Source organism: Deferribacter abyssi, assembly GCF_049472655.1.
GTDB lineage: Bacteria > Chrysiogenota > Deferribacteres > Deferribacterales > Deferribacteraceae > Deferribacter > Deferribacter abyssi.
Window position 1 is genome coordinate 1 of the sequence record NZ_JAQNCS010000004.1, and the last position, 12,327, is coordinate 12,327.

12 protein-coding genes and 2 tRNA genes are annotated in these 12,327 nt (G+C 29.1%); 2 read left to right on the forward strand and 12 right to left on the reverse strand.

Annotation, left to right across the window (positions count from 1 at the left end):
* Positions 1–181 precede the first annotated feature (181 nt).
* The 4 genes from OWK30_RS02980 to OWK30_RS02995 form a co-directional block, all read right to left on the reverse strand.
* The gene (locus OWK30_RS02980) at positions 182–466 is read right to left on the reverse strand and encodes a type II toxin-antitoxin system RelE family toxin (protein ID WP_149266593.1); all 285 of its coding nucleotides are present in this window, start codon (positions 464–466) and stop codon (positions 182–184) included.
* Complete coding sequence (locus OWK30_RS02985; RefSeq protein WP_149266592.1) at positions 444–692, reverse strand: BfmA/BtgA family mobilization protein; 249 nt, start codon at positions 690–692, stop codon at positions 444–446. The genes OWK30_RS02980 and OWK30_RS02985 overlap by 23 nt, the downstream gene beginning before the upstream one ends.
* A gap of 296 nt (positions 693–988) precedes the next feature.
* Positions 989–1,477, reverse strand: coding sequence for a coiled-coil domain-containing protein (locus tag OWK30_RS02990; RefSeq protein WP_423323458.1), 489 nt, complete (start codon positions 1,475–1,477; stop codon positions 989–991).
* Positions 1,478–1,591: 114 nt separating this feature from the next.
* Positions 1,592–1,846 (reverse strand): ComEA family DNA-binding protein, encoded by a 255-nt coding sequence (locus tag OWK30_RS02995; protein ID WP_423323460.1) that lies wholly within the window; start codon positions 1,844–1,846, stop codon positions 1,592–1,594.
* Between the two features lie 635 nt (positions 1,847–2,481).
* Here OWK30_RS02995 and OWK30_RS03000 point away from each other — a divergent pair.
* Together OWK30_RS03000 and OWK30_RS03005 are read left to right on the forward strand one after the other, a co-directional pair.
* A tRNA-Gly gene (locus OWK30_RS03000) sits at positions 2,482–2,554 on the forward strand.
* Positions 2,555–2,566: 12 nt separating this feature from the next.
* Positions 2,567–2,637, forward strand: a tRNA-Cys gene (locus OWK30_RS03005).
* Here the strand turns inward: OWK30_RS03005 and OWK30_RS03010 are convergent.
* The 8 genes from OWK30_RS03010 to OWK30_RS03045 all read right to left on the reverse strand — a co-directional run bounded on the left by OWK30_RS03010 (position 2,638) and on the right by OWK30_RS03045 (position 12,235).
* Positions 2,638–3,189, reverse strand: a complete 552-nt coding sequence (locus OWK30_RS03010) for a thiamine phosphate synthase (RefSeq protein WP_423323462.1) — start codon at positions 3,187–3,189, stop codon at positions 2,638–2,640.
* The gene (gene glnE / locus OWK30_RS03015; RefSeq protein ID WP_423323464.1) at positions 3,186–6,032 is read right to left on the reverse strand and encodes a bifunctional [glutamate--ammonia ligase]-adenylyl-L-tyrosine phosphorylase/[glutamate--ammonia-ligase] adenylyltransferase; all 2,847 of its coding nucleotides are present in this window, start codon (positions 6,030–6,032) and stop codon (positions 3,186–3,188) included. The genes OWK30_RS03010 and glnE overlap by 4 nt, the downstream gene beginning before the upstream one ends.
* A 3-nt stretch (positions 6,033–6,035) precedes the next feature.
* Complete coding sequence (locus OWK30_RS03020) at positions 6,036–7,904, reverse strand: two-component system sensor histidine kinase NtrB (RefSeq protein ID WP_423323466.1); 1,869 nt, start codon at positions 7,902–7,904, stop codon at positions 6,036–6,038.
* Positions 7,905–8,007: 103 nt separating this feature from the next.
* On the reverse strand, positions 8,008–8,964 hold the full coding sequence (locus OWK30_RS03025) for an ABC transporter substrate-binding protein (protein WP_423323468.1): 957 nt from the start codon (positions 8,962–8,964) through the stop codon (positions 8,008–8,010).
* Between the two features lie 54 nt (positions 8,965–9,018).
* Entirely contained in the window at positions 9,019–9,969 is a 951-nt protein-coding gene (locus OWK30_RS03030; RefSeq protein WP_423323470.1) for a 2-hydroxyacid dehydrogenase, read from the reverse strand.
* Positions 9,966–10,469, reverse strand: coding sequence for a peptide deformylase (def, locus tag OWK30_RS03035; RefSeq protein ID WP_423323472.1), 504 nt, complete (start codon positions 10,467–10,469; stop codon positions 9,966–9,968). The genes OWK30_RS03030 and def overlap by 4 nt, the downstream gene beginning before the upstream one ends.
* Positions 10,470–11,009 carry a glycine cleavage system transcriptional repressor gene (locus OWK30_RS03040; protein ID WP_423323474.1) on the reverse strand — a complete coding sequence of 180 codons (540 nt, stop codon included), beginning with the start codon at positions 11,007–11,009 and terminating at the stop codon, positions 10,470–10,472. It lies immediately after the preceding gene.
* Complete coding sequence (locus tag OWK30_RS03045; protein WP_423323476.1) at positions 11,006–12,235, reverse strand: cyclic di-GMP phosphodiesterase; 1,230 nt, start codon at positions 12,233–12,235, stop codon at positions 11,006–11,008. Before OWK30_RS03045 ends, OWK30_RS03040 begins: the two co-directional genes overlap by 4 nt.
* Between the last annotated feature and the right edge of the window lie 92 nt (positions 12,236–12,327).

The window sequence follows — 12,327 nt, forward strand, 5'->3', positions numbered from 1 at the left end:
CCACTATTCTAACTCACTATATATTGAAAATCATGTATCGGTATCCCAAGTAATTTTTGGTTAGTTAATTGTTAGTTGGTAGTTAGTTTATCGCTAGTTTATTGTTTGCTAAATATTTAAATAAATAATTCAAAATCCATAATCTAAAATCCAACATTCAAAATTCATAATCCAAAATCTATTATTTATAAACATCTTTTCTTTTACCAATGCGCAAAACTAATAAAATTAACTCCTCATTCTCTATCCTAAAAATAGCTCTTATTTTTCTTGCTATAATAAAACGATATTGTCCTTTGTATTTTGTCCCTTTAAGCTCTGTGATTTTTTTTGTTTTTTTGAGCTCTTCAAAATTATCAGCTAAGTAATGAATTTTCTTAACAATTAGTTGTCTTTCGGCCACATTAAAATTCTTTAAATCCTTTACGGCAATCTCAGAATATTTAACCTTCAACTTCTTTGACATCTATTCCTAACTCATCATAAACTTCTTTGCTATCATAAACTTTTATTTTACCCTCTTTGATGTCATCAGTAATTTTGTCAGCAATAATACCATCAGTATAATCGAAATAAAAATCCAAAGCAGCTTCAACGATTTCTTTCTGACTTTTATTTAAGGCTTTTGAGATTATTTCCAATTCTCTTGCAACAGACTCATCCAACGATATAAGCTTTTTCACAACAGCCATAAAACCTCCAATTACAAACTTACATTATATATACAATTATATATCCAAAGAGATTTTAATCAATATGTTTTTATTTTGTTGTTATTTATGGTTATTCATGGTAGTTCGCAGTAATTATATTAGGTTTTGGGTGTTGGGTATTTTTGGCTTTGGGTTTATTTTTCTCATTTTCTGTGCTGGGTTTAAATTTATAGTTAGTTATAGTTAGTTTATTGTTTGCTAATTATTTAAAAAATAATTCAAAATCCATAACTTATAATTCAAAATTCAAAATCCAACACTCAAAATTTATAATTTTATATAACCCCTAATATCTTCAAAAAAGCACCTAATGCCCCTAATATTGAAATAGCTATAGAGATGGAAAACATCCTAATGGTAAAATTCCTCTGCTCTATATCACGTTTATCCAACTTATCTGACAGCTTCTCAACAGCTGCTATCATTTGCTCAAAACGTTTATCTACTTGCTCAAAACGTTTATCTACCTGTTCAAACCTATAAATCATATCACTTTTTAATTCATCTATTCTTTTATCTACTTGTTCAAAGCGCTTATCCACTTGCTCAAAACGTTTGTCTATTTGATTAAACCTATAATCAACATCCTTCTTGAAGTCTTTCAGTTGATCTCTAAATTCATTCTGATTATCTCTAAGAACATTTATTTGAAACTGCAAATACTTAAACTTATCATCAAAATACCTTGTATTAGGAAAAATCCCCGCTATAAGCGCCTGAATTTCCGTTGGGAAAATCTCTTTATCTTTTTTATTCTCACCCATAAAACTACCTCTTTATCCTATTCCTACACTTAATTAATATAATAAAAAATAAAATGACTTGCAAAATAAAATCTAACTCTACCTAAAAAATGGGGCTGGTAATAATTTTCTTAACTAACAATCATCACCAACACACAAATTGTCTCTATTCTTCTCTAAAAATCTCTTACCTACTCCTTTAACCTTTAAAACATCCTCCACCTTCTCAAAAGGCAGAACCATACGATATTCAATAATAGCTTTTGCCTTTTTCTTACCAAGCCCTTTTAATTCCATAAGCTCCTTTAAACTTGCAGTATTCAGGTTTACCTTAGCAAATGAAATGGCTGCACTTAGTGATACAATGAGAAAAAACAACAAAACTCTCATCACATCCTCCCTAAACCAGCCCCAATAAAAATAATTTCAATAAAAATAAGATATTATTTCAAACTTAAAATTGCAAACAAGTCCAAATAGCTACAAATGACCATGAAATGAATCACTAATACGGATACTGGGCAGGCTACCGCCAATGCCACCTTCTGAAAGTGGCTTGAAAAACATTCGTTTGTAATATCCATACTTCATATATTTCACACAACCCTACTGTTTTAAAATTGTGTATATTAAAATTAAAAAGGTCCTCCCCAGCACAACCAAATCATTGTCAACATACCGTATAATTATAATGAACATCAGAAATGTCAAGCGAAAATCACCCTAGAGTTACCTCATTTTTTACACTACATCGCTTGAACTTATTTATGGAAAAACATTTTTTGGGTTCAAGTTCCCATAAAACCGCCATGGATGGCGGTTTTAGAGGAGCTTGCCTCGGAGCAAAACCGGATGTTTTGCGAGAATGAAGAAAATGTTTTTCCATAAATAAAAACGTATAACTATTTGAAACATAAACACAAATTATACTAGCAATAAAAAAACGGGATGACTTCAAGAAAAAAATTTTTATTGACAAAAAAAGACATTGAATATATTAAGTAAATCCCATTATGAGTTAGTAAGCGGGTGTAGCTCAGTTGGTAGAGCGTGACCTTGCCAAGGTTGAGGTCGCGGGTTCGAGTCCCGTCACCCGCTTTTTTATCATAAGGCGACGTGGCCGAGTGGTTAGGCAGCGGTCTGCAAAATCGCGTACCCCGGTTCGATTCCGGGCGTCGCCTTCAAACATTCAGCAAATTTTTTATATTTTCAAGCTCTTTATAAAAGCTAATACCTGCTATTCCGTAAAATCCTTTGTTTCTAAGCAATAAAACATTTTTGGAGTTTATCCCTCCAAGGGCGAATACTTTTTTATTTAGTGGAATTTGAATACAATGACCTATTGGTGTAATGGGATAATTTTTCTTTGTATAAAAAATAGGACTTAAAGTGTAATAATCTGCATCAATTTTTGAAATTTCATCTAGAAAATGCGCTGAATAGCCAACAGTTAAATATGGAAATTTGTTTTTAATTTCTATTGTAGGTATTGAATATTTATTCAAATGAACACCTTTTAAGGATAAAATATCTGCAATTTCTATATGTTCAGAAATAATCAATTTCTTCCTATCTATAAACTTGGTAAGTTTTAGTGTTTTTTCATAAATTAAGTTTAAATTGTTTGTTTTTATTCTAAACCAGATGAAATCCGCATAAATGTTGACATGTTTAGCTACACCAACATAATCACTTAAAAAAGTGTTGTAATCAAGGACATAAAGAATTTTCATTCTTTTAAAAGCTCTGCAAATAGGCGATTAAATGCTCCTCTTACAGTTTTCCTAACACTTTGAAAATCGGAGATAATTTTTTCATGAGCATCTTTTTTGTAACCAAAAAAATGTCCAATCTGTGCTAACAGGTTGTTATCGTTAGGAAGTTTTGAAGTTGATAAATTTTGATAGACCCTAGTCAGATTTTCAATATGCCTTAAAAAAAGATAAGAATTGTGGAGTGCATAGAAATTTCTATTTGTAATAAAACCTAAATCTTTTAAAAAATGTAAAATATAATGAGTGTTAGTTCCTTTCAAAAGTTCAGAAGTATAACCATATTTTAATTGAAATGATTGAGCAATAAATTCAATATCTATTAGGCCTCCATAACCTGCTTTGAAATCATTTTTGTTATAAGGAGACCCCTTTTCTTTTTCAATTCGCATTCTCATATCATATATTTCTTGTAGCTGATTTATTTTAACTTCTTTTGTAAATAATATTCTATTTTTAATGCTGAAAAAAAGTTGTGTAAGTGAAGATTGCTCGTTGATAACGTCAGCTCTTAAAAGCGCCTGCTTTTCCCATGTCATTGACTCTTTTTTATGATATTCATCAAAAGATTTTATTGTTGTTACTAGAGTTCCACTTGAACCACTAGGCCTCAATCTCATATCAACCTTGTAAAGGTATCCATTGTAAGTCATTGTAGATAAATAATGAATTGCTTTTTGAACTAATTTGGAAAAAAATTCTCTATTAGTAATTTTTTTTGGACCATCTGTAAATCCATTATCTTCATACAAAATTATTAAATCTAAATCGGATCCAAAACTGATTTCAAAGCTTCCAAGTTTACCCAAACCTACGACAAGGTAGTCGGAAATATTTTTATTCTTAGTGATAGGTGATCCGTATTTTTCTGTTAATTTCTTAAAACTTCTTTCAAAAGCTAAAATAGTAAATGCCCTTGCTATATTGGTAAGAGAATACATGGCTTGAACAATGTTTATATTTTTATTGAGATAAAGATACCCTATATTAAAAATATATTCTTTTTGTTTTAATCTTAAAAGTTCGTATTCCAGTTCTTCATCAATATTTTTTTTATTGATGGTATCTTTAAGTAAAGAAAGTATTTTCTCTACAGTATAATCAGGAGAGATTGGATCGTATAAAAATTCTAATGTGTTTGGATTGTTCAATGCAATTTCTGAAAGATGTTTACTCATTGCAAACAGGTTTGTTAATTTTTGCAAAAAGTGAGGTGATTCTAAACCCAAATCATAAATTAAATAGAGATTAGATCTTCTTAAAAAAAGTTTTTCATAAAAATTTAAGATTTCATCTGGATTTTCGTATTGATAAAGATTGGGGATAATGGTTTTGAAAAAAAGCTTTAAGAGTTTTTTTTCATCTTTTTGTCTTGGAGTATATCTATTTCCTCTAATTATCTGTTTTATAATTTTTGCGCATTTTTCAGGTTTTTTTATGTTCTTACTCTTTAAATAAAAAGTTATATCTTCTATATCTAGTTCTTCGTCAAACAGAACAGCTGTTTCATCATAATCTTTATTTTCCAAAAGCTTAGAAAATATTCTATTAACAGATGAGGTAATTTCATTATATCTACTTTCAAACTCTTCTTTGGTGTTAAACCCACATCTTTCTAAATATAGGTGGAATGTTGTACTGTTTTCAGGAATTGTATGAGTTTGCAATTCATTTTCAATTTGTGTCATATGTTCAAGTTTTCTTAAAAATTTGTAAGCATTAGTTAATGTTTTGCTATCATTTTCGTTTAGTAGTTTTTTTTCAGTTAATTTTTCTAACGCCTTTAAAGTATTTCTATGAAAAATATCCGGATGTTTTGGATAATTTAGTATTTGGAGAGCTTGAACTATAAATTCTATTTCTCTGATGCCTCCAAACCCTAATTTGACATTTTTTTCATTTTTTGATTTTAAATCGACTCGACGTTGAATTTTATTTTTAATTTCAATTAAATCATTGATGAGTTTGGTGTCAAGGGTCCTACGAAAAACAAAAGGTTTTACAGTTTCAAGAAATTGATATCCAAAATCAATGTTTCCAGCCACAGGGTTTGCCTTTAAAAGCATCATTCTTTCCCAACTTTGCCCATAAGTTTCATAGTAAATTTCGTAGCTTCTCAATGGTAAAGCCAAAGGCCCTTTTTCTCCGTCTGGTCTCAGCCTTAAATCGACTCTAAAAACTATACCTATTTCGTCTCTATCGGATAGATAATGAAAAATTTTTTCACCTAATTTTACGAAAAACTCATGATTAGAAATTTTTTTCTTTCCATCAGTAAACCCTTTTTCAGTACCGTATACATATATTATATCGATATCAGAACTAAAATTTAATTCTTCACCACCTAGTTTACCCAATCCTATAATAGCAAAAGGTACTTCATCTCCAGCGTTATTTCTAGGGGTACCAAAATTATTTTTTAGTTGATTATAAGCAAATTTATAAGTAAGTTCTAAAATTGCACAGGCAAAGGAAGAAAGGTGGAAAGTGGTTTCTGATACATCAATATTTTTAATTATATCATTATAAGCGATAATAATATATTCTTCCATTTTTTTATGACGTAAAAAGCTGCAAAATTGTTGAGGAGTAAATTTCAAGTAATCAGTTTGTGATAAATCTGCAAATATTGTTTGTTTGTCTCTAGTTTTCCCTAATAATGGCTTTACTTTTAAAAGTGATTCTGGAAATTTTAAAATGTAGTTTTTAAGAAACAAGGAATGTTTACATAAGTAAATGATTTCTTCTGAAATATTTTTATCTTTTATGTTTATCTTCAGTATCTCAGCAAAGTTTTTAAACATGTGTCAAACTTCCGGTAAAAAAATCCTTATTGTAGTTCCTTCACCATAATTACTTTCAATATTCATAAATCCGCCTGATTCTTTGATTACTCTATCTACTAGAGTAAGTCCCAAACCACAACCATTTTCTTTAGTAGTATAAAAAGGCTTTAAAATATTTTTTAGTATATCGTTTTTAATTCCAGGTCCGTTATCATTAAAAGTTATTTTTACAAAATTTTGTTTATTTATTTGTTCCTTGTCTACAATAATGCTTATTGTTCCTTCATTATCTCCTATTGCTTCCACAGAATTTATTATAATATTTAAAAAAGCTTGAATAACACTTCCTTTTGCAATCCTCAGCTTAGCTTGGGGAATCAAGTTAATGTATGTTATATAAATATTTTTAGGAATATAATTATTAACAAGCTGGATAAAGTTTTTCATCAGCTCTTCTGATGTAAGTTTTATAGTTTTGGGTTTTCTTTGATGAGAAATAGTTAATAAATTTTCAATATGTTCTTTAGCCGACATAATAATAGATTTCAATGTATTTATATAATGTTGAGAATTTTCTTTATTTTTTTCAATGAGTGATAAATAAATTTGTATATTATTGATCGTGTTTTTGAAGTCATGAGATATTCCTGAGGTGATTGTGTTTATTATTTCATGTTTTTGCGCTTGTTGAAGTTTTTCTTCTATAGCCTTTTGTTCAGTTATGTCATTAATTATGGATAGCGCTTTATTTTCATCCATAAGCTTTATAGTATGAAGTTCAAAAATTCTTTTGTCAGCGCTGTAGATAACAGAAGATTCGTATCCTTCTTTTTCAACAAGAGCAAGGTGTTCCTGGAGTGCTTTTTCGTTATTAATTAATTCATTCAAGATTTTTCCTTTGCTGATTCCTAAATTTGCAGCATTGTCATTGAAATTAGAAATTTGTAGATTTTTAAGATCATAAACTATGGCTGCTAATGGAAGATAATTAAAGAAAAGTCTGTAACGTTCTTTTTCAATACTCAACTCTTTGGTTCTTTCATTAACTAAGCTTTCAAGTTTCTTATGAGATGCAAACAGATTAAATATAATAAAAGCACCCATTAGAAATGTAATTGAAATTAACAAAATTATCAAAAAGTTAATTTTTTTAAAATGGGTTTTAAGACTCTTTGCTGTAGAATCATGTATTCCTTTTATAACAACAAAATATTTTAAACCTTTGATATTGTATTCAAAGATACTATTATTATCAGAAACTGCAGGTTTATCTTTCAAATAAATTACAATCGATTCACCCAACATATTTTTAAATTTTTTTAACGCATTACCAAAAAATACGTTATATGGTACGAACTTTATAATATAAAAATTATTGTTATTAACAAGTTTACTAGTAATTCCAATGCTTATAAATGTTTTATTTACAAAATTTAGATTTTTGTTATCAAAATACTTAACGTTTAAAAATGAAATTTGTTGTGTGTTTGTTTTTTTTAACCTGATAAAAAAATTTGCTATATCTGGAAATGACAATATGGAAAAACCTACAAAACTTTTCCGAAAAGGATAAGTAAAAACTATATTTCCCTCTTGAGAAATTAGCATAATGAAAGAATTTGTATTATTGTCAATAATTATCTCACTATATTCTGGGAAGTTATTAATATCATATGTGATAAGTTTTGATAAAATATGAAGTTTTTCTACTTCAGAATTTATGTTTGATTCAATTTTATTATTAAGTTCGGCTATTAACATTTTTATCTGTTTTGCATTTGATTCTTTGATTATGTTGTATTCTTTTTTTTGTAATTGTAGTATAATGAAGAAAGAAAAAATAAATATAAAAATTAAAATAAAACCTGATAAAGCAATTTTTTTAAACATGATTATTATCCAAGTAATACTTATTCTTTTTAGTATCAAAAGTATTAATGTTAAATTTTGTTACTTCAATATCCGTTATTTGCCACCAAAGGGTGACAATTGATTAATTAATGGTATTTGCAAACATTAAAATACCTATAGGTAGTTGAATATTTAATTCTTTAGCTCTTTTTAAATTCACAGTAAGCTCAGCCTTGGTATATTTGATGTATGGTATTTTGGATATGGGGAATCCATTTAATAGTTTTTGGACGATAGTTCCAGCTTCTATGCCATGATAATAACCAGATATCGTCACACCCATTAGAGCCCCTTTTTGTACCATCCAGTTTAGTAAAGTAATTTCTGGAAGTCTATTATTTTTTAAAGTCCAACTTAAAACATCAGTATTAAGTAAATAACGGCCTTTGTTATCTTTTATTTTTGCGCATGTTAAAATAATTAATATATCATAAATACCTTGAGCTTTCGTTATCTCTTCTTGCCAATCTGTAAAATTTTCAATATTTTTTATGGTTATATGTAGCCCTTTATATTTTTTGGGACACTTTTCAAGTGCAGATAAAGAGCTGGCACTTTTATCAGATAGAAGCAAAATATTTTTTGCTGCTGGAAATGCATCTTTAATTATTTCAAAGGTTTGTTCAAAATAAATGTGCTCAAAGACTCCTGTTACATTAGAGACTTTTTCCAAATTATAATAAGATCTATCTCGATTTATGCCAGCAAATACAATCTGTTTGTCAGTATTGAAATATTTTTTACACACAAATTCAAAAGCATTATCATCAAGACATACTAAAATTTTGGGGCTTTGTTTTTCTATAATTTTTACAGCTTTTGTAACATTGTTGGCAATCTCGATATTTGAACCATGTTTAGAGTTTAAATAAAATTTTTCTACTCTTTTTTCTGTAATTACTTCAAAAAAACCTTTTTCAAAATCTTTAACCCATGGAAAATCTTTATGATAACTTATCACTAATAATATTTCTTTAGAATACGATATTTCTACGAATACGAAAAAAAAGAGTAAACATAACTTTACTTTGTATCTCATTTAACTTAATTATATAAAAATTGATCATTTGTCAACATCTAATAGAACTAGGTTTTAATTTATGGCGTTCATAGGTTTTTTATTGTATTTAAGCAAAGATATAATGCTGTCTGCACATAGCTTTGCCATTTTTGCTCTTGTGTCTACAGAAGCACTACCTATGTGAGGTAGAAGAATAACATTTTTTAAATCATATAGCTCTGGATGTATTTTTGGTTCAAATTCGTAAACATCAAGCCCTGCACCTTTTATCAATCCTTCTTTAAGTGCTGTTACAAGGTCGTCTTCTTTTATAATAGGACCTCTACCTATGTTTATTAAATAAGCACTGTTTTTCATTTTCTTAAATTCATTGATAGTAAATTTGTGATAGCTGTCATCATTTAATGGCGCTATAATTACAATAAAATCGGATTCTTCAAGCAGTTCGTCAAAAGACACATATTTTGCATTCGTTAAAATTTCTGCCTGAAAGTTTCTATGTCTAGTATGATAAATAATATTCATATCAAACCCTTTGCAACATCTTGCAAAAGCTTGTCCAATTCTTCCAAACCCAAATAGTCCTACAGTCTTTTTATAAAGGTCGGTACCAAGGTATAATTCGGGGCTCCATCCTGTAAAATTACCGTTTCTTGTAAAATTGTCAGCTTCTACAATTCTCCTTGCTACTGAAATCATAAGAGCAAAAGCTAATTCTGCGGTAGTTTCTGTTAGAACATTTGGAGTGTTGCATACTACAACCCCTTTTTTGGTGGCAAAAGTTACATCAATGTTATTATAACCTACAGCGTAATTTGCAATGATCTTTAAATTTACACAATTCTCAATGAAATTTTTATCTATTTTATCAGAAAGCATCGAGATGATCCCATGAGCATTTTTCCCTCTTTCATATAACTCTTCATATTGTATGGGAGTAGATTCTTTACGGTAATCCAATTCAAAATCTTTAAGGTATTCTTCCATATCAAAAGGAAGTTTTTGAGTTATTAGCACTTTCATTTGTACTTTTTCCTCCTAAACAAATCGGTTCTTTTGGAAATAATCCTATCAATAAATAGTATTCCATCAAGATGGTCAATTTCGTGCTGAATCAATATAGCTTCAAATCCTTCTGTTTCAAAAACGTGTTGTTTCATGTTTTCATCAAAAAATTGGACTACAATTTTCTCAGCTCGATTAACATTTCCTGTAAAATCAGGTACACTCATACACCCCTCACGAGATTGAATAAGACCTTCCCATTTTATAATTTCAGGATTTATCATTACTCTTTTACCATGATGACTTTTACATTTTTTATTTTTCCCAGGATCTATAGCTATAATTCTGATTAATTCACCAATCTGTGGCGCAGCTATACCTGTAGAATGGCTTGTGGCATCCATTGTGTCTATTAAGTCTTTAATTACGTTTTTTGTTTTTTCATTAATATCATCAAGTTCTTTACTTATTTCTTTCAAAAGCGGGTTTGGATAAACTAAAACATCTCTAACAGCCATTTATAACTCGTATGTTTCAATATGACGAATACTTATATCAGTGTTTATATTTTTTGCAATTTCTTTTAATTCTTCTACCCAGTTTTGCTTTTTGAGATCTTCAGGGATAATAACTTCTAACACCATTATATAAACAGGTTTTTCAGTACTACCTGCAACTTTTGTTTGTAAATCTATGATATTAATTTCATTATTAGCTAAAAAATCTGCTACTTTAAACACAATACCTGGTTTATCAGCACCATACACTGAGATAATGAATGTCTCTCCTGATGGTAGCGTTTTTAGTTTATCAATTTTTCTAACACTTATAGCCATCCCAAGTTCTTTAACTAAAGGTGCAAATTTTTTCTTTATCTCGTTTACTTTATAATCATTAGTACAACTAACTATCAGAATCATTGAGAAAAAACCTCTTAATAGAGTCGAGGAAGAGTCCTCCACATTAAAATTATTTTCATATAAGACCTTAGATACTTTTGCTACAATACCAGGCCTATCTTCACTGATAAAAGTAAGCGCATAATAATTTTTTTTCATATAGATACTCCTTGTTTTACCTTTAATAGGAATTTATCCATAATTTTATTTGTATCAATATGTAATTTTTTTGAATCAAGAGGTGCTATTATTGATTTATAAGGTTTTTTGGTCAATAGGTTGTATTTTCCTAGGTCAAAAAGATAAGGCTCTGTAGTTTTTTTCCTTTCATCAGTTATTACAAGCACTTTAGGTCTAGTGGGATCATCTTTGTTTTGTTCAAAAACAATTGCTAGCTCACCAGTATCTAATAAAACAAGAGTTCCTACAGGGTAGATGCCGACTACCTCCATAAAAAATTTTACAAGGATTTTGTTAAAATGCTTTTCCGACCAGCTAAATATTGTTTGTAAAGCCTTTGGTGGAAGCATAGCATCATGATAAACTCTTTTTGAAGTGATTGCATCATAAACGTCAACAATTGAAACAATCTTAGCATATAAATGTATTTGAGGTTCTTTTAACCCTAAAGGGTAGCCGCTACCATCTGCTCGTTCATGATGTAAATAGACTGCTTTTAAAGCTTCTTCTGTCATGTTTGGATCGCTTTTTAAAAGTTCATATCCATAAACAGGGTGTTTTTTCATTATGACAAATTCTTCCTCTGTTAGTTTTCCAGGTTTATTTAAAATTTCATCTGGCACTTTCATTTTACCTATGTCATGCAATAATGCACCTAATCCTAACTTTTTAAGCCCAGGCACGTCAAAACCGTATCTTTTGCCTAGTACAATGGATAAAATACCAACATTTAGGCTATGAACGAAAGTATATTCATCAAAACTTTTAAGCCTTGAAAGAGTTACCACAAGATGTGGTTTTTTAAAGCATGAATCAACAAAAGTTTCTACTACTTTCTTGGCCGTATCCGTATCTATCGACTTTCCTGCTCTAGCATCTAAATATAGTTGTTTTGTGATTTTTTTTGCTCTTTCATGTAGAGATTTTAACTCATCAATTTCTTTGAGTGTAGTTGTATATTTTGATATATCAAGTTTTTCAGCTTGTTTGAGTAATTCTTTTTTAAAGGATTTTTCTAAGCCATAAATATCTTCAGCGATGTCATCTTTTTTTATAAAAACTTCTTTTACACCATAGTTTTTGAGAATATCTTTAATGTTAAGATCTGTTACGGGTTTATTCATTAATGATAAATTTAACCATGGTTTATCAGTTTTTAAAATAGTTACCCCCAATTTAATTTGATCAACAGGAATTTTAATCAACCAATACTCCCCTAAGTTTTAATTCAACAATTCTTGACATAACCCTGCTATAGTTTATTATAATCAATAAAGTTTATATTTGCAAATAATAG